The sequence below is a fragment of the Motilibacter rhizosphaerae genome (assembly GCF_004216915.1).
In the GTDB taxonomy this organism is placed as follows: Bacteria; Actinomycetota; Actinomycetes; order Motilibacterales; family Motilibacteraceae; genus Motilibacter; species Motilibacter rhizosphaerae.
Genome location: NZ_SGXD01000002.1, coordinates 1,092,198 through 1,117,664, shown reverse-complemented (window position 1 = coordinate 1,117,664; position 25,467 = coordinate 1,092,198). Strand labels below are relative to the sequence as shown.

At 75.5% G+C, this 25,467-nt stretch carries 15 protein-coding genes; 14 read left to right on the top strand and 1 reads right to left on the bottom strand.

What is annotated here, in order from left to right; genetic code table 11:
* Positions 1-27 precede the first annotated feature (27 nt).
* Both eccE and EV189_RS10655 read left to right on the top strand, forming a co-directional pair.
* Positions 28-1,332, top strand: a complete 1,305-nt coding sequence (gene eccE / locus EV189_RS10660; protein WP_165400245.1) for a type VII secretion protein EccE — start codon at positions 28-30, stop codon at positions 1,330-1,332.
* Positions 1,329-2,126: a hypothetical protein gene (locus EV189_RS10655; protein ID WP_130492841.1), complete on the top strand. Its 798-nt coding sequence runs from the start codon at positions 1,329-1,331 to the stop codon at positions 2,124-2,126. Before eccE ends, EV189_RS10655 begins: the two co-directional genes overlap by 4 nt.
* On the opposite strand, the gene eccD is transcribed toward EV189_RS10655, so the two are convergent.
* Entirely contained in the window at positions 2,123-3,535 is a 1,413-nt protein-coding gene (eccD, locus tag EV189_RS10650; protein ID WP_165400244.1) for a type VII secretion integral membrane protein EccD, read from the bottom strand. The two genes, EV189_RS10655 and eccD, sit on opposite strands and share 4 nt — an antisense overlap.
* Before the next feature lie 242 nt (positions 3,536-3,777).
* On the opposite strand from eccD, the gene eccCa reads away from it, so the two are divergent.
* From eccCa to glmS, 12 genes are all read left to right on the top strand, one after another.
* Entirely contained in the window at positions 3,778-7,848 is a 4,071-nt protein-coding gene (gene eccCa / locus EV189_RS10645; RefSeq protein WP_130492839.1) for a type VII secretion protein EccCa, read from the top strand.
* A gap of 238 nt (positions 7,849-8,086) precedes the next feature.
* Positions 8,087-8,398 carry a WXG100 family type VII secretion target gene (locus EV189_RS10640; RefSeq protein ID WP_130492838.1) on the top strand — a complete coding sequence of 104 codons (312 nt, stop codon included), beginning with the start codon at positions 8,087-8,089 and terminating at the stop codon, positions 8,396-8,398.
* An 11-nt stretch (positions 8,399-8,409) separates the two neighbouring features.
* Entirely contained in the window at positions 8,410-8,697 is a 288-nt protein-coding gene (locus EV189_RS10635) for a WXG100 family type VII secretion target (RefSeq protein WP_130492837.1), read from the top strand.
* A gap of 133 nt (positions 8,698-8,830) precedes the next feature.
* Positions 8,831-9,271 (top strand): hypothetical protein, encoded by a 441-nt coding sequence (locus EV189_RS10630; protein ID WP_130492836.1) that lies wholly within the window; start codon positions 8,831-8,833, stop codon positions 9,269-9,271.
* Positions 9,271-11,475, top strand: a complete 2,205-nt coding sequence (locus EV189_RS10625) for a hypothetical protein (RefSeq protein WP_130492835.1) — start codon at positions 9,271-9,273, stop codon at positions 11,473-11,475. Before EV189_RS10630 ends, EV189_RS10625 begins: the two co-directional genes overlap by 1 nt.
* Positions 11,476-11,477: 2 nt before the next feature.
* A complete protein-coding gene (locus tag EV189_RS10620; protein ID WP_165400243.1) occupies positions 11,478-12,722 on the top strand; it encodes a S8 family serine peptidase in 1,245 nt (414 codons plus the stop codon).
* Between the two features lie 117 nt (positions 12,723-12,839).
* On the top strand, positions 12,840-18,593 hold the full coding sequence (pulA, locus tag EV189_RS10615; RefSeq protein ID WP_130492833.1) for a pullulanase-type alpha-1,6-glucosidase: 5,754 nt from the start codon (positions 12,840-12,842) through the stop codon (positions 18,591-18,593).
* Positions 18,594-18,805: 212 nt separating this feature from the next.
* Positions 18,806-19,249 (top strand): 50S ribosomal protein L13, encoded by a 444-nt coding sequence (gene rplM, locus EV189_RS10610; RefSeq protein ID WP_130492832.1) that lies wholly within the window; start codon positions 18,806-18,808, stop codon positions 19,247-19,249.
* Between the two features lie 83 nt (positions 19,250-19,332).
* Positions 19,333-19,800, top strand: a complete 468-nt coding sequence (gene rpsI, locus EV189_RS10605) for a 30S ribosomal protein S9 (RefSeq protein ID WP_407938129.1) — start codon at positions 19,333-19,335, stop codon at positions 19,798-19,800.
* 2 nt (positions 19,801-19,802) lie between these two features.
* On the top strand, positions 19,803-21,179 hold the full coding sequence (glmM, locus tag EV189_RS10600) for a phosphoglucosamine mutase (protein ID WP_130492830.1): 1,377 nt from the start codon (positions 19,803-19,805) through the stop codon (positions 21,177-21,179).
* Positions 21,180-21,237: 58 nt separating this feature from the next.
* Entirely contained in the window at positions 21,238-23,550 is a 2,313-nt protein-coding gene (locus EV189_RS10595) for a putative bifunctional diguanylate cyclase/phosphodiesterase (protein WP_165400242.1), read from the top strand.
* Between the two features lie 56 nt (positions 23,551-23,606).
* Positions 23,607-25,466, top strand: coding sequence for a glutamine--fructose-6-phosphate transaminase (isomerizing) (gene glmS, locus EV189_RS10590; RefSeq protein WP_130492828.1), 1,860 nt, complete (start codon positions 23,607-23,609; stop codon positions 25,464-25,466).
* The last annotated feature ends 1 nt before the right edge of the window (position 25,467 follow it).

The following is a 25,467-nucleotide window of genomic DNA, read 5'->3' as shown; positions in this document are numbered from 1 at the left end:
GGACGGGACCGAGCACGGGGAGGTGCGGTGGCGAGCAGGGGCGACGTCGTCGAGCGCCAGCCGCGCCGCCGCTCCGGAGCGGGCCGCCGCGGCCAGCAGCGCCCACCCCTGCGGCGCCCCTCCCCGGACCCCCTGCGCCGCGTCCACGTCGCCCAGCTCGTCGCGGTCGAGCTCGCCGTCGTCGCCGTCCTCGTCGCCACGGCCGCCGAGCGCTGGGTCGGCCTCGTCCTGCTCGTCCCGGCGCTCGCTGTCGTGGCGCTCGCCGTCGTCCGCGTACGACGCCGCTGGCTCTTCGAGGTCCTCGCCGCGAGCACCGCCCTCCGCCGGCGTACGCGCCGGTCCTCCCCGACGCCGCGCGACACCCGCCTGGCCCCGCTCGGCACCCTGCTCGCGCCGTTCGAGGCGCAGGAGCTCCTCGACCGCTCCGGTGCGCGCGTGGGGCTGGTCTTCGACGGCTCGGGCTGGACCAGCGTGCTGCGCCTCGATCCCCCCGGCGTGCTGGCCGAGCCCGGCCCCGAGCTGCCCTGGGAGCTGCTCGCCGGGGTGCTCGACGACGAGGAGCAGCGGGTGCGCACCGTGCAGGTGGTGAGTGCGACGGTCCCGGCGCCCGCGGCGCGCTTCGCGGTCGCGGAGGACCCTGCCGCCTTCTCGTACGCCGAGCTGCTCGCCGCCGCCGGCGGGGACCTGCCGGCCCACCGCTCCACCTGGGTCGCGCTGCGCCTGGACCCGAGCGCCTGCCCGGGCGCCGTGGCCCGGCGGGGCGGCGGGGCCGAGGGCGCGCAGCGGGCCCTGCTCGGGGCGACCGCGCAGCTCGTCGCCCGGCTGCAGGCCGCCGGGCTGGTGCCGGTCCTGCTCGACGCCCCGGCCGCCGTCGCCGCCGTGCTCGAGGCCGCGGGCGTCGAGACCGCGGTGCGTGACCCCGGGGCGCCAGCGGGCGAGGGCCCGGCCGACGCCGACCCCGGTCTGCTCCGCCCGGAGCCCCCGCGCGAGGGCTGGTCGGCGGTCGAGGCGGGCGGCCTGTCCTCCGTGAGCTGGGCGGTCGCCCGCTGGACCCGGCGCAGCGCCTCGCCGCTCGCCGGGCTCGCGCTGCCGCGGGCCGCGCTGGTCTGCTCCTCCGTGGCCGTCGAGCGCGACCGCGCCAGGACCCTGCGGGTCCAGGCGCACCTGCGGGTGACCTCGCCCGCCGCGCGCGTCGTCGGTGCGTGCGAGGAGCTGGAGGCGGCTGCCGCGGCGCTCGGGGTCCGCCTCGTCCGCCTCGACGGCGCGCACGGCCCGGGCCTGCTCGCCACGCTCCCGCTCGCCCGCGGCCCCCGCCCGGGACGTGCCGCGTGAGCCAGGTCGAGGGGGTCCTGCAGGAGGACTGGGACGACGCCGGCTGGGCCGGGGAGGCGCCCGCGTCGTCGGGCTCCCCGGCTGCTGCCCCACCTGGAGTGCCGGTCCTCGTGGCGGACCGCGCCTCGCTCGTCTCCGCGGCGCCGCCGACCGGGCCCGCCGGCCTGCTGCTCGGGCGCGGCGAGGACCCGTGGCCGGTGGCGCTCGCGCTGTTCCGCCCGCGGCCGACCCGGCTCGTCGTGGCGGACCTCGCGCTCGCCCGGGTCGTCGCGTTCCGCGCCATGGCGGTGGGCGCCCGCGTCGCCGTGGCCACCACCCGCCCCGAGGGCTGGGCGCCGCTGCTCACCACCGCCGGCGACGGGCGGCACCGGGTCCAGGTCGTGTCCGGCGCGACGCGCGCCGCCGAGGGGGCGTCCCCCCACTCGCCGCTGCTGCTCGTGCAGGACCGCCTCGTGCAGGAGCGCGCGAGGGTGGCGCGCCCCGGTGGCGGGGGCAGGGGTGCCGCGCGGCCGGACGCCGTGCGGCTCGACGCGGGCGGACCGTGGCGCTGCCTGCTCACCGTGCTGCGCGGCACCGGCCCGGAGGCCGCCGCGGTGCTCGACGCCGCCGACGCGGCGCTGCTCGCCGCCGACCAGGTCGAGCTGCTGCGCCAGGCGGGGGAGCGGCTGCGGGTCCTCCCGACGGGCACCCCCGACGCGCGGGCCGGCGGGCACCTCCTGCTCGTCCGCGGCGAGGGCGTGCGCCGCCTGCAGGTCGAGCCGACCGAGCTCGAGCGGCGGATGGACCTGCGCTAGCCGCCCAGGCCGTGGAGGTAGCCGTAGGTGCCCGGCACGGCGAGCGCGACCGGCACGACCGCCACGAGCGCGACGACCTCGAGCAGGTCGAGCAGCCGCCACCAGTACGGCGAGGGCTCGCGGCCGGTCCCGCCGAGCGTCGCCAGCAGCACGACGAGCCCGACCACGCCCAGGGCGGGGAGGGCGGCCGCGGCGCGTACGGGCCCGCTGGCCCCGGCGACGAGCACGCCGACCAGCGCCGCCGCGGGGACGAGCCCGGCGACGAGCAGGCCCGCGCGCTCCAGGCGCGCCGGGTGCGTCCGGGTGCGCAGCAGCAGCGCGGCGGCGAGCACGCCGGCGAGCCAGCGCGCGGCCGTGCCGCCGTCGAGCGCGAGCACGGCGCCGGCGGCAGCGGTCACGGCCGCGGAGCCCAGCAGCAGGGCGCTGAGCACCTCGGCGGCGAGCCGGCTGCGCACGAGCGCGTCGACCCCGGCGAGCGCCTCGTCGTCGCGGGCCTGGCCGGTGAGGTCGGCGGGCAGGCGGGGGAGCGGCAGCCGGGCGAGGCGCAGGGCGAGGGCGGGCAGCACGGCCTGCAGGGCGAGCGCGACCGGCGCCACGACGGCGGCCACGTCCTCGGGCCGGGACCCGCTCGCGACGGCTCCCGCGCCGGCGGCAGCGGCGCCGAGGGCGGCGAGCGCGGCACCGAGGTGCGCGGCCGCGAAGTCCCCGACGGCGAGCAGGCCGAGGACGACCGCGAGCAGGGCCAGACCGCCGCCGGCGGCGAGCGCCTCGCGGCCGGTCGCGGCACTGCCGGCGAGGACCACGGCGCAGACGCCAGTGGCCGCGGCGTAGGCGACGGCGCCGGAGCTGGCGACCGCCGCGCCCAGCGTGTCGGCGTACGCCCGGGCGACGAGCGCCGCGAGGACGAGCAGGACGAGCGCCGCGCCGCCGCAGGCGGCCGTCGTCGAGACGGCGGTCGCCGTGGACGGGGACCCGTGGCCGACGGCGAGCACGCCGACGAGGGCGCCGGCGAGCAGCGCGGCGAGCGCGCAGAGCAGGCCCGCCGTGCGCGTCGACAGCGAGCTCCACCGGCGGTGGGGGTCGCCGGAGGCCGTCGCCACGGCGTCGACCACGTCGTCGAAGACCGGCGGGGGCGCCGCCTGGGGCGCGGGCGCGAGGTAGAGGACCTCGCCGTCGCGCACGCCGTGCGACTCGATGCTGCGGCCGGGGTCGAGCGCGGGGGCGCCGAAGCGGCTGAGGGTCCAGGGGGCGTCGGGCAGCGCGGGCGAGCTGAGGTCCTCGCCGGTGACCCGCAGCAGCGGGACGAGCAGCTCGGCGACGGTCGCGGCGTGCGGCAGCGCCAGGTCGACGCGCGTGTGCGGCGCCACGACCGTGACCCGGGTGAGCCCGGCCGTGTCCGAGATCGCCACGCGCGCTCCCCCTCCGCAGCCCGGCGGTGCCCGGGCGAGACGCGGGAAGGGTAGCCGCTCGCGGGGCGACCTGCTGGCGGTGCCCGTGCCGCTGCCGGTGCACGGGGACGCGACGGCACGCGTGCCCGGGGGCGCGACGGCTTGCGTGCCCGGGGGCACGACGGCATGCGTGCCCGGGGGCACGACGGCATGCGTGCCCGGGGGCACGACGGCATGCGTGCCCGGGGGCACAATGACCCGCGATGACCACCACGACGTTCCGCCGCCCGCCCCGCCAGGAGCCGCCCGAGCTCCCCGGCGGCGAGGTGCCGCTCATCACGCCGCCCCAGGTGCCGGTCGTGCGCCAGGGGCTCGGGCAGCTGATGACGCTGCTGCCGATGGTCGCGGGCGCGGCGGCCATGGCGTTCATGTACGCCGGGCGCGGCGGCGGGGCGCTGACCTACGTCGTGGGCGGCATGTTCGGGGTCTCGATGCTCGGCATGGTCGCGACGAGCATCGGGCGGCCGGGCGCGGGCAAGCGCGCCGAGCTCGACGACGACCGGCGCGACTACCTGCGCTACCTCGCCCAGGTCCGCCGGCAGGCCCGTGCCACCGCGGAGCAGCAGCGCCGCGCGCTCGACTGGCGGCACCCCGAGCCCGGCGCCCTGTGGCGCACGGCGTCGGGTCCCCGCCTCTGGGAGCGGCGTCCCGCCGACGACGACTTCCTCGTCGTCCGGGTCGGCCGCGGCCCGCAGCGGCTCGCCCGCCCCCTGCTCGCCCCGGAGACGGCGCCGTTCGAGGACCTCGAGCCGCTGTCCGCGAGCGCGCTGCGCCGGCTCGTCCGCGCCCACTCCACCGTCCCCGACCTGCCGCTGTCGGTCGCGGTCCGCGCCTTCACCCGCATCGACCTCGTCGGCGAGGTCCCGCGCACGGCGGCCACGGCGCGCGCGCTCGTCGCCCAGCTCGTGGCCTTCCACCCGCCGGAGGAGGTCGCCGTCTGGCTCTGCCTCTCCCCGGAGCGCACCAGCGACTGGGAGTGGGCGAAGTGGCTGCCGCACGTGCAGCACCCGACGCAGGCGGACGGCGCCGGGCCGGTGCGCATGCTGGCCGGGAGCCTCGGCGACCTCGAGGCCAAGGTCCCGGGGATGCTCGCCGAGCGCCCCCGCTGGTCCCCGGGCGCGCAGCTCGCCCCGGACGAGCCGCACGTCGTCGTGGTCGTCGACGGCGGCCAGCTCGGGGGCGACCTGCTGGAGAGCCCGCTCGACGGCGTGCTCGGCGTGACGCTCGTGGTGCTGCGCTCCCGATCGGGGCTCGCGGGGGAGCTGCGCGGCCTCGAGACCGACCGCTCCCGGCTGCGCCTGGTCGTGGGGGAGCGCGAGCGCGCCGAGCGGAGCAGGTCCCGGGGGGCGGGGCCGGGGAGGCGCCGGCCCGTACCTCCTGCGCCGGTGCTGCCCGAGGACCGGGCGCTGGGCGTCGTCGGTGCCGGGGCCGCGGTGGAGCCGCTCGGCACCGCCGACGAGCTGTCGGTGCCGGAGGCCGAGGCGCTGGCCCGGCTGCTCGCCCCCGTGCGCCTCGCGTCCGGCGCCGACGAGGAGGAACCGCTGGCCTCGGACCTCGGGCTCACCGAGCTGCTCGGCCTGGGCGATCCCGAGCAGGTCGACGTGTCCCGCACCTGGCGGCCGCGGGCGGTGCGCGAGCGGCTGCGCGTCCCGCTGGGCGTCGACGAGCTGCGCGCGCCGGTCGACCTCGACCTCAAGGAGTCCGCGCTCGAGGGGATGGGCCCGCACGGGCTGCTCATCGGAGCGACCGGGTCGGGCAAGAGCGAGCTGCTGCGCACCCTCGTGCTCGGCCTCGCCATCACCCACTCGTCCGAGACGCTCAACTTCGTGCTCGTCGACTTCAAGGGCGGCGCGACCTTCGCCGGCATGGCCGACCTGCCGCACACGAGCGCGGTCATCACCAACCTCTCCGACGACCTCACGATGGTCGACCGCATGCGCGACGCGCTCCAGGGCGAGATGGTCCGCCGCCAGGAGCTGCTGCGCGCGGCCGGCCGGTTCGCGAGCGTCCGCGACTACGAGCGGGCGCGCGAGGCGGGCGCGCCGCTGGCCCCGCTGCCCTCGCTGCTCGTCGTCTGCGACGAGTTCTCCGAGCTGCTCTCCGCCAAGCCGGACTTCATCGACCTGTTCGTGGCGATCGGCCGGCTGGGGCGCAGCCTCGGCATCCACCTGCTGCTCGCCTCCCAGCGCCTGGAGGAGGGCCGGCTGCGCGGCCTGGACAGCCACCTGTCCTACCGCATCGCCCTGCGCACCTTCTCGGCCGCGGAGAGCCGGGTCGTCATCGGGGTGCCCGACGCGTACGAGCTCCCGCCGGTGCCGGGCTCGGGCTACCTCAAGATCGACACCACGACCATGGTCCGCTTCAAGGCGGCCTACGTCTCCGGTCCCGTCCGCGCGCGCACTGAGCAGCGGGCGGCGCCGACCGGGCGCGTGCGCTCGGTGCTGCCCTGGTCGCTGCACCCCGTGGAGGCCGCACTGGCCGCCCGCGAGGAGGTGCCGGAGGAGGCGCCCGCCGAGCGCGAGGCCACGCCCGAGACGCTGCTCGACGTGGTGGTGGAGCGGCTGCGCGACGCCGGTCCGCCGGCGCACCAGGTGTGGCTGCCGCCGCTGTCCGAGCCGGTGCCCCTCGACGACCTGCTGCCGCCGCTGTCCGTGGAGCCGGGCCGCGGGCTGACCGCGACCGGGTGGGAGGGCGCCGGCGCCCTGCGCGTCCCCGTCGGCGTCGTCGACCGGCCCCTGGAGCAGCGCCGCGACCTGCTGCTCGCCGACCTGTCGGGGGCTGCCGGCCACGTCGCGGTCGTCGGCGGCCCGCAGTCGGGCAAGAGCACGCTGATCCGCACCCTGGTGCTCAGCCTCGCGCTGACGCACACGCCCCGCGAGGTCCAGGTCTACGCCCTCGACCTCGGCGGCGGCGCCCTCGCCGGCCTCGCCGGGCTGCCGCACGTGGGCGGCATCGCCCCGCGCCTCGACGCCGAGCGGGTGCGGCGCACCCTGGCCGAGGTCGGCTCGCTGCTCGCCGCCCGCGAGGCCCTCTTCACCGAGCGCGGGATCGCCTCGGCTGCGGACTTCCGGTCCCGCCGCGCGGCGGGGGAGCTCCCCGAGGAGCAGCACGGCGACGTCTTCCTCGTCATCGACGGCTGGGGGACGCTGCGCCAGGACTACGAGGGCCTCGAGGCCCACGTGACGGCGATCGCCGCGCGCGGGCTCAACTTCGGCCTGCACGTCGTCCTGAGCGCCACGCGCTGGGCCGACGTGCGCCCGGCGATGCGCGACCTGGTCGGTACGCGCTACGAGCTCCGCCTCGGCGACCCGACCGAGTCCGAGACCGACCGGCGCGCCGCCGCCCAGGTCCCGGCCGACCGTCCGGGGCGCGGGCTGACGCGCGACGGGGCGCACGCCTTCCTCGCGGCCCTCCCGCGCACGGACGGCAGCCCGACGGTCGAGGACCTCAGCGACGCCGCCGCGCAGGCGGTGGCCGACGTGGCCGCGGCCTGGCAGGGTCCGGCCGCGCCGCCCGTGCGCCTGCTGCCGAGCCGCGTGCTCGTGCCCGAGCTCCCGCCGCTGCCCCCCACCGCGCCCCCGCGCGCGCTAGCGCTCGGCGTGCGCGAGGCCGACCTCGGCCCCGTCTGGCTGGACCCCGACGCCGACCCCCACTTCCTCTGCTTCGGTGACGTGGAGTCGGGCAAGACCGACGTCCTCCGCGTGCTGCTGCAGGGCATCCAGCAGCGCTACACACCCGACGAGGCGCGCATCCTGCTCGTCGACTACCGCCGCACCCTGCTCGACGTGGCGGGCGGCCCGCACGTGCTGTCGTACGCGACCTCGGGAGCCGCCCTCGGCCCGGTCGTCGCGGAGGTGCGCGGGTCGATGCAGCGCCGGCTGCCGGGGCCCGACGTGCGTCCGGAGCAGCTGCGCGACCGCTCGTGGTGGCACGGCCCCGAGCTGTTCGTCGTCGTGGACGACTACGACCTCGTGGTGACGCCCAGCGACAACCCGCTGGCACCGCTGGCCGAGTTCCTGCCGCAGGCGCGCGACATCGGCCTGCACCTGCTGCTCGCCCGCCGCAGCGGCGGCGCTGGGCGCTCGCTGTTCGAGCCGGTGCTCGCCCGCCTGCGCGAGGCCGGCAGCCCGGGGCTCGTGCTGTCGGGCAGCCGCGACGAGGGCGCCCTCGTGGGCGACGTCCGGCCCTCGCCGCAGCCCCCCGGCCGCGGCACGCTCGTCTCGCGGCGTACGGGCGCCCAGCTCGTCCAGGCCGCGCTCGCGCCCGGCCAGTAGCCCCGCGACCACTCCCTCGAGCAGTCGCAGACGGACACGGAGCGGAACCACGGAATCAGCGGTGCGTCAGCGTCGTGTGCAGTGCTGCACGCGAGTTCTGGCGTGGCCGCAGGCGTTCGCCGTGCCACCTGACCAGGTGGATTTGCATCTCCGTGGTTTGCCGTGCCTAGGGTGCGGATAACGCTCAACTGACGATCCGCACGCCGCGCCAGCGGCCGAGAGGGAAGCAGGTGAAGCCGTGGCCGACTCCTACGGCACCCAACTCGACACCATGCAGCAGGCGTCGCAGCACGTCGCTGACGTCAACCAGCAGGTGCAGGCGCAGCTCGCGTCGCTGATGAGCAAGCTCGAGCCGCTCGCGTCGACCTGGAAGGGCTCGGCGGCGACGAGCTTCACGGCGCTGCACCAGCGCTGGAACGAGAACGCGACGAAGCTCAACAGCGCGCTGCACGACATCAGCGACGCGATCGCCACGTCCCGCACGACGTACGACACCTCGGACACCACGCAGTCGTCGTCGTTCTCGAACATCACCAGCGTCCTGGGTTGAGAGGGTTCAGCATGTCGGAGATCCTTGTCACGTTCTCGGCCATCTCCCAGGCCCAGGGCGACATCGCGACCACGTCGCAGAACATCAACAGCGAGCTGGCCGACCTGAAGGCCTACCTCGCGCCGCTCGTCGCGACCTGGTCCGGCCAGGCCGCGGAGAACTACCAGGCCAAGCAGAAGCAGTGGGACGAGGCCGCCGCCGAGATCAACCAGATCCTCGACGCCATCGGCCGTGCCGTCGGCAACGCCCACGACGACTTCCAGGCCGCCGAGAGCTCCAACGCGAGCATCTGGGCCTGACGCCCGTGACCCCCGCGTCCGGCTCCCGGTGCTGACCCACCAGGAGCCGGGCGCGGCGGCGTCTCCCCGGGGCCGACTGCCCCGAGCACGACCAGCACGACCAGCAGGACCGAGGCAGGAGGAGAGGACCGCCGTGCTCCCGTCCGACGAAGCGGCCGCCGCCGCAGGCGTGGTGCTCGTCCAGATCGACGACCTGAGGGCCTACGCCGCCGAGCTCGAGAACGAGATCGCCGCGGTGAAGGACACCTCGGACTACCTGGACTCGACGCCGGAGTTCGGCGGGTTCCCCGAGGGCCAGTCGCTGAAGGCCCGCCACGACGCCGTCCTCGACGGGATGACGCAGCTGCTGGCCAAGGTCTACGGCGGCATCAGCGCGGCCCAGGACGCGCTCGAGTCCATCGCGACGACCTACACGACCACCGACGAGCAGAACCACGTGCGCCTGCGGACGCTCGACCACCTGCTGGGCGGCACCGAGATGCACATGCGGGCGACCGCTCCGGTCGACATCCACGAGCACACGCCGGCCGCAGCGCCCGGGACGGGCGGGGACACGACGGGGGGGATCGGCTGATGGGCTTCGAGGGCTACAGCCACCCCGAGCTGAAGGCGATGGCCGACGCGCTCGACCCCGACGGCATGCGCTCGGCCGCGGCGTCGTGGGGCGCCGTCAGCGGCTCGACCGCCGACCGCTCCTCGCGCCTCAGCTCGAGCACCGCGCAGCTCGCCGAGGTCTGGAAGGGCCCGGCGGCCGACGCGTACACCAAGCAGATGAACGACCTCGCGGACACGAGCATGCGCGCGTCGAGGGCCTCCTCCGCGAACGAGCAGGCGGTGTACGCCGCCGCCGACGCCGCGCAGCAGGCCAAGCAGGACATGCCGGAGCCGTACGAGCGCCCTGCCGGGTGGCAGTCCGCGGCCTCGTCCTCCGCCGGCAGCTCGGCCACGCCCGACCAGCAGTCGTCCGCCGTGCGCGCGGCCGACGCGCACTACGACTACCTCGCCGAGCAGCGCCGCCAGGAGGCGGTGCGCGTCATGCAGCGCCTCGGCTCGTCCTACGCCTCGTCGCAGGGCCAGCTGCAGGACGCCCCGGACTACTACGGCCCCCCGCCCGGCGACGTCCCCTCCCGCATGGCGACGACACCGGTGGGCGGCGGCGCCGGCGGCCCGGGCTACGGCGGCTCTCCCACGCCCCCCGGCGGCGGGTCCTCGCCGCAGGGCGGCGGCGGCACGCCGACCGGGGGCGGGCGCTACCACCCGGGGCCCACGACCACGGCACCCGTGCCCCCGCACCACGGCTCCGGCCCGGGGAGCAGCACGACGCACCCCGCGCCGGGCACCCCGGCGCCCGCGGGTCCGGGCCACGGGTCTGGCCCCGCATCGCCGGGCGGCACCGCGCCGGCGCCGTCGCACCCGTCGCCGGTCCCCACGACGTCACCCACGGGCACCCTGGGCGGCGGGACGGGCGGCAGCTCCGTGCCCCCCGGCCGGACCTCTCCCGCGACCGCCCTCCACCCGCAGCCGGGGAGCGGGTCGACCGGCACCGCGGCAGCCGCCGCTGCCGCCGCAGCAGCGGCCGGAGGCGCCCTGGGCCTCGGCCTGGCAGGGCGGTCTGCCGGCGGCGCCGCCCGCCCCGGCGCGCTGCGTCCGGGGACGGCCGGGGCCAGCCCGGGCCGGACCGCCGCGCGCGGCGGCCTCGTGGAGGAGGAGCCCGTCGGGCGTACGGGCACGATCGGGCGCGGCGCCGGAGCGGTCGAGGGTGAGCCGGGCGCGACGCGCTCCGGTCGTCCGGGGCGCCCGGGCGCGGTCGAGGCCGAGGAGCCGGGCGTCGCACGCTCCAGCCGTCCGGGTGCCGCCGGCGCCGAGGAGCCGGCTGCAGCGCGCCTGCGCGGCGGGTCCGTGCTCGAGGAGCCGGCGGGCGGCGCCTCCGCGGCACGCCCGGCGGCCGCCCGCGCTGCCGTCGGCCGCGACGGCTCCCTGCGGCGCGGTGCGCAGGGCGTGGTCGAGGAGCCCTCGGCCGAGCCGCGCCAGGCCGCGCGGGCCGGGACCGTCGTGGGCGAGGACGGCGCGCTGCGGGCGGGCACCCCTGGGCAGCGTGGCGTCCGCGGAGGCGCCGCGGACGAGGCCGTCGGCGGGCGGAGGTCGGTGCGCGCCGGCGTCCCGGTCGAGGGCGAGGAGCGGGTGGGCGCCCGGAGCGGTGCCCTGCTCGGCGAAGAGGCGGGAGCGGGCAGCTCCCGGCCCGTACGCGCCGGAGCGGGAGGCGCGCAGGACGCGGAGCAGACCGGCGCCCGCCGCGCGCTGCGGGCCGGCGCCGGTGGCGTCGAGGAGGAGGGCCGCGCAGGTCGGGCGGGTTCGTCCGCCGAGCGGGAGGCGTCCCCGGGCTCCCGGAGGGGCGCAGCGGGCGGCGTGGAGGAGGCGGTCGGCCGCACGGGCGTGCGCAGCGGCGGCACCGCTGCGGCCGAGGAGGGCGAGCGGACGTCCCCGCGGCGCGGTGTCCGCGGTTCCGCGGCGGAGGCCGAGACCGCCGAGTCCGAGGGGGGTCGCCGCAGCGGCTCCGCTGCCCGGTCGGGCGCGCTCGGGGCCGAGGAGGAGGCAGCCGGGCGGCCGCGCGCGGCCGGTGCGGCAGAGGGCGAGGCGGGGTCGTCCGCGGCCGGCGCGCCGCGCTCGCGCCAGCGCCAGCGGGAGGGTGCGGGCGGCCGCACCACGTGGCTCGTGGAGGACCGCGACGTCTTCGCCGCCCCGTCCACGGCAGCGGACGCGCTCGCCCCGGACGCCTGACGGTGGCTCGCCTCCCGCGACCCGCCGCTGTCGGGGGGGTCGCCCTGCTGGCGCTGGCCGGCCCGGTGGTCGGGGCGGCACCCGGCGCGTCGGCGGCGGGGAGCGCGGCATGGCAGCTGGGCTTCCTGCACGCGGCCGACGCCAACCGCATCTCCACCGGCAAGGGCGTCGTCATCGGGCTGGTCGACACCCCGGTCGACACCTCCGTGCCGGAGCTGCGCGGTCGCGTGCGCGAGGGGCTGCGGCTGGACGGCGCGAAGACCCCTTCCGCCGACCCTCACGGCACCGGCATGGCGGACCTCATGGTCGGGTCGGGCGCGCGGAGCGGTCTCCGGGGGCTGGCCCCGGGGGCCACGGTGCTCTCGGTCGGGACCGCGAGCACCGTCCAGGCGGGGGTCAACGAGCAGGAGGCCTACGGGATCGGCTGGGCCGCGAAGCACCACGTGGGAGTGCTGAACCTCTCGTTCGGCGAGGGCGTGTGCACGCTGGTGATCCGCGAGGCGGTCAAGGCGGCCGTCGCTGCGGACGTCGTGGTGGTCGCGGCGGCAGGCAACAGGACCCAGGGCGACCGCGGCGTCGACTGCCCCGCCCGGCTGCCCGGTGTCATCGCCGTGACGGCGGTGGACCAGCGTGGTCGGTTCTCGCAGGTGTCCGTGCACGGGCCGGAGGCGGTGCTGGCTGCGCCGGGCGTCGACATGACGGTGGTGGGTCCGGGCGGCCGGCTGTTCAAGGGGAGCGGGACCAGCGCGTCCACCGCGCTGGTGTCGGCGACGGCAGCCCTGGTGCGGGCGAAGTACCCGCGGCTGAAGGCGCCGGACGTCATCGCCCGGCTGGTGCAGACCGCCGACGACGCGGGGGCGAAGGGCAGGGACCCGGAGTACGGCTTCGGGATCGTCGACCCGGTGCGGGCGTTGACGGCGGACGTGCCCCACGTGGCGACGAACCCGCTGCTGTCGGGGCAGAGCGCGGTGCAGACGAGCAGTCCCGCCACGGCACCTGCCGCCTCGGCCGCGGCGTCGGGGGGGACCTCGAGCGCCGCGGCCGCCTCCGCGGCTCCGACGAGCAGCGGGACGGCGGCGGACGCCCCGGCGCCGGGCGCGACCGCCGCGGCAGCCGCGCCCACCAGCTCGGGCGCCGGCACCTCGACCGGTCTGCTCGTGGGGCTCGGCGCCCTGGTGGTCGTGCTGGCGGCAGGGCTCGGCAGTCTGCTCGCCGTCCGCAGACGCGGCTCCGCACCGCGGCGCTGAGGGCGCGCACTCCGTCTGGGCCACCGTTTGGTAACGAAATCTCTTGCAGCTCTTCCATCGGTCTTGCAGGCGCACTAGGTTCTGGCGCATCTCGACTTCACCGGTGAAGGAGCCTCTGTGCGCCGACGTCCGACCCGTACCACCTCGGTGCTCCTTGCAAGCATCATCGCCGTCCCGACGTCCGTTCTTGCAGCCACCGCCCCCGGGGCGGCAGCCGAGGCGACGACGACGACGAGCGTGACGCTGGCGGGGAGCCTGCAGTCCGAGCTGGGCTGCTCCTCGGACTGGCAGCCCGCCTGCGCCGCCACGCACCTCACGCACACGGGGAGCGCGGTGAGCGCCCCCTGGACGGGCACGTTCACGTTGCCTGCCGGCTCGTACGAGTTCAAGTTCGCGATCGACGACTCGTGGGACGAGAACTACGGCGCGGCAGGCGCACCGAACGGCGGCGACATCCCGCTCGTCCTGCGGTCCCAGCAGCAGGTGCGCATCAGCTACGACCCCACGACGCACATGCCGTCGGTGGAGTCCACGACGCCGGTCGAGGGCCAGCAGCCGAACGACACCTCGCTCGCCCTCGACGGCCTGCGCAAGAACCTGACCCGCGAGCAGTTCTACTTCGTCATGGCGGACCGCTTCGCCAACGGCGACACGGGCAACGACACCGGTGGTCTCACCGGGGACCGCAGCACGACCGGGTTCGACCCGACGGACAAGGCCTACTACCACGGCGGTGACCTCAAGGGCCTGACGAGCAAGCTCGACTACATCAAGGACCTCGGCACCACGGCGATCTGGCTGACACCGAGCTTCAAGAACCGCGCGGTGCAGGGCACTGGTACCAACCAGTCTGCGGGCTACCACGGCTACTGGATCACCGACTTCACCCAGGTCGACCCGCACCTGGGCACGAACGCCGACCTCAAGGGGTTCATCGCGAAGGCGCATGCCAAGGGCATGAAGGTCTTCTTCGACATCATCACGAACCACACCGCCGACGTCATCCAGTACGCCGAGGGCAAGAACGGCTACGTCCCCAAGGCTGACGCGCCGTACCAGGACGCGAGCGGCAAGGTCTTCGATGACGCGCAGTACGCAGAGAAGCCCGACTTCCCCGCGATGGACGCGAAGACGAGCTTCCCGTACACGCCGGTCGTCGCGCCGGCTGACGCCTCGGTCAAGGTGCCCTCGTGGCTCAACGACCCGACGCTGTACCACAACCGCGGGGACTCCACCTACGTCGGCGAGAGCGCCAACTACGGCGACTTCTCCGGCCTCGACGACCTCTTCACCGAGAACCCCGAGGTGGAGAAGGGCATGGAGGACATCTACACGTCCTGGGTCGACTTCGGCATCGACGGTTTCCGCATCGACACGATGAAGCACGTCAACATGGAGTTCTGGCAGGCCTGGTCGCCGGCGATCCTCAAGCACGCGGCCGAGGTGGGCAAGCCCGACTTCTTCATGTTCGGCGAGGTCTACGACGCCAAGCCGCAGGTCATGGCGCCGTACAGCAAGCAGGGCAAGGTCCCCGCCACCCTCGACTTCGGCTTCCAGGCCAGCGCGCGCGACTTCGCGGACGGCAAGAGCACCAACGGACTGAGCGACTTCTTCGCCCAGGACGACTACTACACCGACGCCGACTCCAACGCCTACGACCTGCCGACCTTCCTGGGCAACCACGACATGGGCCGCATCGGCTACTTCGTGAAGTCGGACAACACCAGCGACCTCGTGCAGCGCGACGAGCTCGCCCACGACCTCATGTTCCTCACCCGCGGCCAGCCCGTCGTCTACTACGGCGACGAGCAGGGCTTCACCGGCACGGGCGGTGGCAACGACCAGCAGGCGCGGCAGGACATGTTCGCCAGCAAGGTCGACTACTACAACGGCGACACGCTCATCGACGGCACGGTGGCGGGCAGCAAGGACCGCTACGACGAGAGTTCGGTGCTGTACCAGCACATCGCGCAGCTCTCGAAGCTCGTCAGGCAGTACCCCGCACTCCGCGACGGCACGCAGATCCAGCGCTACAGCAGCTCCTCCGCCGGCGTGTACGCGGTGAGCCGCATCGACCCGAAGGACAAGACGGAGTACCTCGTCGCGTTCAACAACGCGACGACCACGAAGACGGCGTCCTTCCCGACCCTGAGCCGCACAATGCCGTTCGTCTCGCTCTACCCGGCGGCGAAGCAGCGGCTGCGCTCAGACGACGAGAGCCGCGTGACCATGACGGTGCCGCCGCTGAGCGCGGTGGTCTACCAAGCCCGCGGCGCGGCCGACGCCCCTGCGGCGGCCCCGACGGCGACGTTCGCCTCACCGGTCGCGGGTTCCGTCGTGGGCCCGAACGCGGAGATCAGGGTCCGCATCCCCGGGAGCGGCTTCGCCCAGGTGACGTTCGCCTACCGCGTGCTGGGGGACCAGGACTGGACGGTGCTGGGCACCGACGACAACGCGCCGTACCGCGTCTTCCAGGACACGAGCGCGCTGCCCAAGGGCACGCTCCTGCAGTACCGCGCCGTGGTGAAGGACCTCGCCGGTCACATCTCCGTGGCCACGTCCAGCGGCATCGTCGGTGACCCCGCGCCGGTGGCCAGCGCTGCCGGCCCGGACACCGCGGTCGTCCAATCCAGCTCGGTGACCCTCGCCGGGGACCTCGACAGCGAGATGGGCTGCACGAAGGACTGGCAGGAGGACTGCGCGGCCGCCCACCTCACCAAGCGCAGCGACGACGTCTGGTCCGCGAGCTTCGACCTGCCGGCCGGGAGCTTCGCCTACAAGGTCGCGATCGACGACTCGTGGGACGAGAACTACGGCGCCGGGGCGAGCAAGGGCGGCGGGAACATCCCGCTCGTCGTCCCCGCCGGGGGCAAGCGGGTGACCTTCTTCTACGACACCCGGACCCACTGGGTCACCGACGACGTCTCCAGCCCGATCGTCACCGCCGCCGGCAGCTTCCAGAGCGAGCTCGGCTGCACGGCGGACTGGTCGCCCGACTGCCTGCGCTCCTGGCTGCAGGACCCCGACGGAGACGGGACCTACACGTACTCGACGACGTCGATCCCCGCGGGCAGCTACGAGACCAAGGCCACCGTGGGCCTGGGGTGGGACGAGGACTACGGCGCCGGAGGGACGGCCGGCGGGGCGAACATCCCCTTCACCGTCGCCGCTGACGGTCTCCGCACGACGTTCTCGTACGACGGCAAGAGCCACGTCCTGACCGTGACCACGGCCAGCGCGGCCGCCAAGCCGGACCTGACGAGGCAGAAGGCGTACTGGATCGACCGGGACACGATCGCCTGGAAGGCCGGCGACGACCCGCAGCTGAGCTCGTTCCGGCTCTACACCGCGCCGGACGGCGGGCTCGGCGTCGACGACACCGATCTGCCGGGCGGCACCTCGGTCGGCCTGACGTACGACCCGGCGGGGCTGAGCGCGGCGCAGAAGGCGGCGTTCCCGTTCCTGGCGGGCTACGACGTCCTCCGGCTGCCGCACGGCTGGCACGCCAGTGATGCGCAGGCGTACCTCACCGGTCAGCTGGCCGTGGCGAGGTTCGACGACCTCGGCCACGTGGTCGACGCCACGGGTCTGCAGACCTCCGGCGTGATCGACGACGTCTACCGGAGCGCCGCGGGCCGCACGCTCGGGCAGACCTGGAAGGGGAGCTCCGGCAGCATCGCGCTCTGGGCGCCCACGGCGAAGTCGGTCGAGCTGCAGGTCTTCTCGTCGGCAACGAGCAGCGCACCCAGCACGACCCTCGCGCTGGTGCGCGACGGTGACGGGGTGTGGACCGGCAAGGTGCCGAGCGCGTGGAAGGGGAGCTACTACCTCTTCGACGTGCACGTCCTCGTCCCCGAGACCGGGAAGGTCGAGAGCAACGTCGTCACCGACCCGTACTCCCTCGGGCTGTCGAAGGACAGCACCCGCAGCCTGTTCGTCGACCTCGCCGACGCGTCGCTCGAGCCGCGGGGCTGGGACTCGCTGGTGAAGCCGCCGCTGCTGAAGCCGGAGGACCAGTCGATCTACGAGCTGCACATCAGGGACTTCTCGATCAGCGACCCGACGGTGCCGGCGGCGCACCGCGGCACGTACGAGGCGTTCGCCGACACGAGTAGTGCGGGCATGGAGCACCTGCGGGAGCTGGCGACCAGCGGGCTCACCACGGTGCACCTGCTGCCAGCGCTCGACTTCTCGAGCGTCGAGGAGGACAAGGCCCAGCAGCAGCAGCCGGCCTGCGACCTGGCGTCGTACGCGCCGGACAGCGACCAGCAGCAGGCGTGCGTGACGGCGGTGGCCGGCAAGGACGGCTTCAACTGGGGCTACGACCCGGCGCACTACACGACGCCCGAGGGGTCGTACGCGACCGACCCGGACGGAGCGCGCCGCACCCGGGAGTTCCGTGACATGGTCGCGGCGCTCAACCGCGTGGGCCTGCGGACGGTCATGGACGTCGTCTACAACCACACGACGGACTCGGGGCAGGCGGGCACGAACGACCTCGACCGGATCGTGCCGGGCTACTACCACCGGCTCGACGCCAGTGGCGCGGTCGAGACCTCGACCTGCTGCGCCAACACGGCGACCGAGCACCTCATGACGGGCAAGCTGCTCGAGGACTCGGTGCTCACCTGGGCCACGGCGTACAAGGTCGACGGCTTCCGCTTCGACCTCATGGGCCACCAGCCCAAGGCGCTGATGGTGGACCTCCGCAGGAAGCTCGACGCGCTGACGCCGGCGAAGGACGGGGTGGACGGGAAGCGCGTCTACCTCTACGGCGAGGGCTGGAACTTCGGCGAGGTCGCGAACGACGCCCGGTTCGTGCAGGCGACGCAGGCGAACATGGCGGGCACCGGCATCGGGACGTTCGACGACCGCCTCCGCGACGGCGTACGCGGTGGTGGCCCCTTCGACGCCGACCCCCGGATCCAGGGCTTCGCCAGCGGGCTCTACACCGACCCGAACGGGGACGCCGTCAACGGGACGGCGGACCAGCAGCGGGCGGCGCTGCTCCACGACGAGGACCTCGTCAAGGTGGGGCTGTCGGGCAGCCTGAAGGACTACTCGTTCACCAGCTCGAGCGGGAAGACGGTCACGGGCGCGCAGGTCGACTACAACGGCTCGCCGGCCGGCTACACCAGCGACCCGCAGGAGGGGGTCCAGTACGTCGAGGCCCACGACAACGAGACGCTGTTCGACGCGCTGGCCTACAAGCTGCCGCAGAGCACGCCGATGGCCGCCCGCGTCCGGATGCAGACCCTGGCCCTGGCGACCACCGCGCTCAGCCAGGGCGTGTCGTTCTGGCACGCGGGAGGCGACACGCTCCGGAGCAAGTCGTTCGACAGCAACAGCTTCGACTCGGGCGACTGGTTCGACGTGCTGGACCCGACCTACGCCACCAACGGCTTCGGCCGCGGGCTGCCCCCGAAGGCGTCGAACGGCGCGAAGTGGTCGTACATGCAGCCGCTGCTCGCGGACCCCGCGCTCGAGCCGACGAAGGCCGACATCCTCTCGGCGAAGGCGCAGGCCGAGTCGCTGCTGAGGATCCGCTCCACCTCGCCGCTGCTCCACCTCGGCACGGCGGCGCTCGTCCAGCAGAAGCTGTCGTTCCCGGCGACGGGCACGCCCGGCGTGATCGTCATGCGCCTGGACGACACCGTCGGCCCGGACGTCGACCCCGCGCTCAGGGGCATGGTCGTCGTCTTCAACGCGACGCCGTCGGCCACCGTCCAGACGGTGCCCGGCGCGGGTGCCGGCTGGTCGCTCAGCCCGGTGCAGGCGGCGGGCAGCGACCCCGTGGTCAGGGCGGCGAGCGCGAGCGGGTCGGCGTTCAGCGTCCCGGCGCGCACCGTGGCGGTGTTCGTGCAGCGCTGAGCACGACCGGCGGAGGCCGGTGGGGAGGGGGCGCGCCCGGGGGGTGCGCCCCCTCCGCGCTCCCGGCCGCCGCGGGTTTTGACCCGCCCTCCCGGGCCCGGTACTCTGGCACGTCGTTGTGCGTGTCGGCCGAGCCCCCTCCTCCGAGGGTGCTCGTAGGCACCCGCACAGACCCTGATTCCGCGAGAGTCACCCGAGACGAAGGCAGCACCGTGCGTACGTTCACCCCGAAGCCCGGCGACGTCCAGCGCCAGTGGCACGTCATCGACGCCAACGACGTCGTGCTCGGCCGTCTTGCCAGCCAGGTCGCGCGCCTGCTCCGGGGCAAGCACAAGCCCGTCTTCGCGCCGCACATCGACACCGGCGACTACGTCGTGGTGATCAACGCCGGCAAGGTGGCCCTCACCGGCAACAAGCGCGACCAGAAGCTGGCCTACCGCCACTCGGGCTTCCCGGGCGGCCTGCGCGCCACGCCGTACAACGAGCTGCTCGACAAGGACCCCCGCAAGGCGGTCGAGAAGGCCGTGCGCGGGATGCTGCCGCACAACAGCCTGGGCCGCCAGCAGCTGAAGAAGCTCAAGGTCTACTCCGGCCCCGAGCACCCGCACGCGGGCCAGTCGCCCGTGCCGTTCGAGATCACCCAGGTCGCGCAGTAGTCCTCCCCGGACCGCTGGACCAGCACGAGAGAACCCCAGGAAGAGGCACCGTGGCGGAGACCACCGTCGAGCCCGCGCTCGACATCGACGACGAGGAGTTCGTCGGCGACTACACGACCGAGAGCGAGGGCGGCGCCGCCCAGGCTCCACGCCCGGCGGCCACCGGCCCCGGCGCTGCGACCGGTCGTCGCAAGGAGGCCGTCGCCCGCGTGCGCATCGTGCCGGGCACCGGGCAGTGGAAGGTCAACGGGCGCACGCTCGAGGACTACTTCCCCAACAAGGTGCACCAGCAGGCGGTCAACGAGCCGTTCCGGACGCTGGGCCTCGACGACGCGTACGACGTCATCGCGCTGCTCCACGGCGGCGGCGTCTCCGGCCAGGCCGGCGCCCTCCGCCTCGGGATCGCGCGCGCCCTCAACGAGGTCGACGCGGAGGCCAACCGCCCGGGCCTGAAGAAGGCCGGCTTCCTCACCCGCGACGCGCGGGCCAAGGAGCGGAAGAAGTACGGCCTGAAGAAGGCCCGCAAGGCCCCGCAGTACAGCAAGCGCTAGTCGTGGGCAGCGGCACCCGCCTGTTCGGCACCGACGGGGTCCGGGGGCTCGCCAACGGCGTGCTCACGGCCGAGCTCGCGCTCGGCCTCTCGGTGGCGGCGGCGCACGTGCTGCCTGCCCGTGCTCCCGGCCGGCGACCCACTGCGGTCGTCGGCCGGGACCCGCGCGCGTCGGGGGAGTTCCTCGCCGCCGCGGTCGTCGCCGGGCTCGCGAGCGCCGGCGTGGACGTCCTCGACGCCGGCGTGGTCCCCACGCCGGCGGTCGCGTTCCTCACGGCCGAGCTCTCCGCCGACTTCGGCGTCATGCTCTCGGCCAGCCACAACCCGATGCCCGACAACGGCATCAAGTTCTTCGCCGCCGGCGGCCGCAAGCTGGCCGACGAGCTCGAGGACGCCGTCGAGGCGGACTACCGGGCCCGGCTCGCCGGCGCGCAGGCGCCGCGCCCGACCGGCGCCGACGTCGGCCGCGTGCGCCTGCTCGAGGACGCCCTCGAGCGCTACGTCGCGCACCTCGTGGCCTCCGCGCCCGCCCGCCTCGACGGGCTCAAGGTCGTCGTCGACTGCGCCCACGGGGCCGCGTACGCCGCTGCCCCCGAGGCGCTGCGCCGGCTCGGCGCCGAGGTCGTCACGGTCGGGGCCGAGCCCGACGGGCTCAACATCAACGACGGCTGCGGGTCGACGCACCTCGAGCCGCTGCGCGCGGCCGTGCGCGAGCACGGTGCCGACGCCGGGATCGCCCACGACGGCGACGCCGACCGGTGCCTCGCGGTCGACGCCGACGGCGAGGTCGTCGACGGGGACCAGATCCTCGCGGTCCTGGCCCTGGCCCTGCGCGACGCCGGCGAGCTCGCCGCGGACGTCGTCGTCACCACCGTCATGGCCAACCTCGGCTTCAAGATCGCCATGGCCCGCGAGGGCCTGCGCGTCGTCGAGACCCGGGTGGGCGACCGCTACGTGCTCGAGGCGATGCGCGAGGGCGGCTTCGTCCTCGGCGGCGAGCAGTCCGGCCACGTCGTCCTCGCCTCGGCGGCGACGACGGGCGACGGCGTCCTCACCGCGGTCCACCTGCTCGGCCGCATGGCGCGCACGGGCGAGCCGCTCGCCAAGCTCGCCGCCGTCGTCGACCGGCTGCCGCAGGTGCTCGTCAACGTCGACGGCGTGGACAAGGCGCGGGCCGGCTCGGACGCCGAGCTGCAGGCGGCGGTCGCCGCCGCGGAGGCCGAGCTGGGCGAGCGCGGCCGCGTGCTGCTCCGGCCCAGCGGCACCGAGCCGCTCGTGCGCGTCATGGTCGAGGCCCCGACCACCGCGCAGGCGCAGGCCGTCGCCGACCGGCTGGCCGGCGTCGTCCGCGAGCGGCTCGCGCTCGCCGCGTCGTCCTGACGCGGTCGTCCTCCCTCCGCGTCCTCAGGTCGGGCGCCTGCCCTGCCGATGGGGACGCGTGAACCGCCGCCCCGCCTCCGCTCCCGCGGAGCGGCGAGGAGCGGCCCTGGTCTGGCTGGTCTGGCTCGTGCTCGGCGCGGCCTGCGTCGCCGCCCTGCCCCTGGAGCACGGGACCACCGCCAGCGACCTGCACTTCGACGCGGTCACGGTCCTGTCGGTCGCCGTCGGCGCAGCCGCGCTCGCGCGCCGGCGCGGGGCCGACCTGCTCCCCTGGGCGCTCGTCGTCGGGGGGCTCGCCCTGCAGAGCGCCGGGGAGTTCGTCTGGAGCTGGCACGACATCGTCATCGGGGACGAGCCGTTCCCCTCGGTCGGCGACGCGTTCTTCCTCGGCGGCACGGGCGCGCTGCTCGCGGCCGCCGTGTCGCTCGGGCGGCGCGCGGCGCGCGGCCGGGCCCACGAGCGGGGCCGCTCGCCCCTCGCCGAGGTCGGCGTCGTCGCGCTCGCCGGAGCCCTGCTGAGCTGGCAGTACGTCCTCGGACCCACCGCCGCCGAGGGGACCGAGCACCGGCTCGCCTGGTGCGTCAGCGTCGCGTACCCCGTCCTCGACCTCGTCATCCTGGCGGCCCTCGCCCGGCTCGGCTTCGAGGGCGGCGGGCAGGGGCGCCCCGTGCTGCTGCTGGGCGGCGCGCTGTGCTGCCAGCTCGCGGCCGACGTCGGCTTCGCGCTGCAGGACGCCGCCGGCACGTACGCGGAGGGCGGGTGGGTCGACTGCGCCTGGCTCGCGACGTACGTCCTCGGGGCGGCCGCCGTGCTCCACCCGCAGCGGGGGCAGCAGCGGGCCTCCGCGCCGCTGCGCGTGGTGACGGCCCGCCGGCTCGCGGTCGTGCTCGTCTGCGGCGCGGTCGGGCCGGCCCTGCTCTGCGTCGGCAGCCCCGACACCACCCGCGCCCGGCTCGTCGCGGGCAGCACGGTCGTGGTCCTCGCCCTGGTCCTGCTGCGCACGGTGACCGTGCTCCGGGCGTACGAGACCAGCTCGGCGCAGCTGGCCCACAGCACGCTGCACGACGCGCTGACCGGGCTCGCCAACCGCGGCGCGCTCGTCCGGCGCCTCGAGCACGCCCTGGACGACGAGGGCGCCACCGGCCGGCGGGTCGCCGTGCTGCGCCTCGACCTCGACGGCTTCTCCGGCGTCAACGACCTCGTCGGCCCCTCGGCCGGTGACGGGCTGCTCGTCCGCCTGGCCGCACGGCTGCGGGAGGTCGCGCCCGAGGGCAGCCTGCTCGCCCGCATCGCAGGGGACGAGTTCGCGCTGCTCGTGGGCGGCGCCGACGAGGCGGAGGTCGCGGCCCTGGCCGAGCGCCTGCTCGAGGCGGTGCGCCGCCCCTTCGCCGTCCCCGTGCCCGACGGCAGCACCCAGGAGCTGTGGATCCGGGCCAGCGTGGGCACCGCCGGTGCCCAGCCGGGGGAGTCGACCGTCGACGCCCTGCTCGGCGCCGCCGACGCCGCGCTGGCCCTGGCCAAGAACGACGGCGGCGGGCGGTGCGTCGCGCACTCCCCGGAGCTCGACGGCGCCCGGCTGCACCTGCGCCCGCTGCTCGCCGCACGGCTCGAGCACGCCCTCGAGGCCGACGAGCTCGAGGTGCACTACCAGCCCCTGGTCCTCGCGGCGGACGGGCACGTGGCGGGCTTCGAGGCGCTCGTCCGCTGGCGCCGCGACGGCGTCCTGGTCCCCCCGGGCGAGTTCCTCCCCGCGGCGCACGCGGCCGGGCTCATGCCGGCCCTGGACCGCCAGGTGCTGCGCCGCGCGGTCGCCCAGCTCGCCCGCTGGCGCGACCAGGCGGGCGGGGAGGACCTGCACGTCTCGGTCAACGTCTCGGTCCGCACCTGGCGCAGCCCCGGGATCGTCGAGGAGGTCCTCGCCGAGCTCGCGCACCACGACGTCCCCGCCCCGGCGCTGCTGCTGGAGGTGACCGAGGAGACCGCGGCGGCCGACCCCGGCGTCCGCGGGCGGCTCGCGGAGGTGCGGGAGGCCGGGGTGCGGGTCGCGCTCGACGACTTCGGCACCGGTTACTCCGCCCTCGCGTACCTCGAGACGCTGCCCGCCGACGTGCTCAAGATCGCCAAGGAGCTCGTCGACCCGATCGCCGATGGCCGCAGCTCCCGGGTCGTCGGCGCGCTGGTCGACCTCGCGCACGCCTGCGACCTGCAGGTCATCGCGGAGGGCGTCGAGACCGCGTCCCAGCGCGACCGGCTCGTGGCGAGCGGCGTCGACGTCCTGCAGGGCTACCTGTTCGCGCGCCCGCTGCCCGCCGACGAGGCCGAGCGGCTGTGGCGCGCGGCACGGCGGCCCGCCGCCCGCACCGCCGGATAGCGCCGTACGGCGCCTCCTGGCCGCCGCTGCCAGCAGGAGGCCCTAGCCTGGACGGCATGTGCGGCATCGTGGGCTACGTCGGGAAGCAGTCGGCACTGGACGTCGTGGTGGCGGGCCTGCGCCGCCTGGAGTACCGCGGCTACGACTCCGCCGGCGTCGCGCTGGTCGCGGACGGCAAGCTCGTCACCCGCAAGCGCGCGGGCAAGCTGGCCAACCTCGAGGCCGCCCTGGCCGAGTCGCCGCTCCCCGCCAGCACGACCGGCATGGGCCACACCCGCTGGGCGACGCACGGCGCGCCCAACGACCGCAACGCCCACCCGCACCTCGACGACACCGGCAGCGTCGCGGTCATCCACAACGGGATCATCGAGAACTTCGCCGCGCTGCGCTCCGAGCTCGAGTCGCGCGGCCACGAGCTGGTCTCCGAGACCGACACCGAGGTCGTCGCCCACCTGGTGGCCGAGGAGTGGTCCGCGCTCGAGGAGGCCGGCGCCCCCGACCTCGCCGAGGCGCTGCGGCGCACCTGCCGCCGGCTGCACGGCGCCTTCACCCTCGTGCTCACGCACGCTTCGGCGCCCGGCGTCGTCGTGGCGGCGCGGCGCAACAGCCCGCTCGTCGTCGGGCGCGGTGACGGGGAGAACTTCCTGGCCTCCGACGTCGCCGCCTTCATCGCCCACACCCGGCACGCGATCGAGGTCGCCGACAGCCAGGTCGTGGAGCTGCGCGCCGACCGCATCACCGTCACCGACTTCGACGGCGAGGAGGTCACGCCCAAGGAGTTCGAGGTCACCTGGGACGCCGCGGCCGCGGAGAAGGGCGGCTACCCGTACTTCATGCTCAAGGAGATCGCCGAGCAGCCCAAGGCCGTCGCCGACACGCTCATCGGCCGCCACGACGGGGGCTCGCTGCAGCTCGACGAGGTCCGCCTGTCCGACGAGGACCTGCGCTCCGTCGACAAGGTCATCGTCATCGCGTGCGGCACGAGCTACCACGCCGGGCTCATCGCGAAGTACGCCATCGAGCACTGGACCCGCGTGCCCGTCGAGGTCGAGGTCGCGAGCGAGTTCCGCTACCGCGACCCGATCGTCGACCGCGACACGCTCGTCGTCGCCATCTCGCAGTCCGGCGAGAGCATGGACACGCTCATGGCCGTGCGGCACGCGCGCAAGCAGAAGGCCCGCGTCGTCGCGATCACCAACAGCAACGGCTCGACCATCGCCCGCGAGTCCGACGCCGTCCTCTACACCCACGCGGGCCCCGAGGTGGGGGTCGCCGCGACCAAGACCTTCATCACCCAGGTCGTCGCCTGCTACCTGCTCGGGCTCTTCCTCGCCCGCGTGCGCGGCACGATGTACGCCGACGAGGTCTCCGCCGTCGTCCGCGAGCTCTCCGACATGCCCGAGCACATCGACACCGTGCTCGACACCGTGGAGCCCGTCCGCGAGCTCGCACGCTCGCTCGCCGGCTGCAAGGCCGTGCTCTTCCTCGGCCGTCACGTCGGCTACCCGGTCGCGCTCGAGGGCGCGCTCAAGCTCAAGGAGCTCGCCTACATGCACGCCGAGGCCTTCGCCGCCGGCGAGCTCAAGCACGGGCCGATCGCCCTCATCGAGCAGGGCCTCCCCGTCATCGTCGTCGTCCCGTCGCCGCGCGGGCGCTCGGTGCTGCACGACAAGATCGTCAGCAACATCCAGGAGGTCCGCGCCCGCGGCGCCCGCACGATCGTCATCGCGGAGGAGGGCGACACAGCGGTCGAGCCCTACGCCGACTCGATCATCCGGGTCCCGCAGACCGCCACGCTGCTCGCGCCGCTCGTCGCCACCGTCCCGCTGCAGGTCTTCGCCTGCGAGCTCGCGCTGGCCAAGGGCCTCGACGTCGACCAGCCGCGCAACCTGGCCAAGTCCGTCACGGTCGAGTAGG

What these genes read in the sequence shown, in the direction of transcription:
- glmS (WP_130492828.1), top strand. Translation starts at nt 23,607, where the DNA reads ATGTGCGGCATCGTGGGCTACGTCGGGAAGCAGTCGGCACTGGACGTC.
- EV189_RS10635 (WP_130492837.1), top strand. Translation starts at nt 8,410, where the DNA reads ATGTCGGAGATCCTTGTCACGTTCTCGGCCATCTCCCAGGCCCAGGGC.
- eccCa (WP_130492839.1), top strand. Translation starts at nt 3,778, where the DNA reads ATGACCACCACGACGTTCCGCCGCCCGCCCCGCCAGGAGCCGCCCGAG.
- EV189_RS10625 (WP_130492835.1), top strand. Translation starts at nt 9,271, where the DNA reads ATGGGCTTCGAGGGCTACAGCCACCCCGAGCTGAAGGCGATGGCCGAC.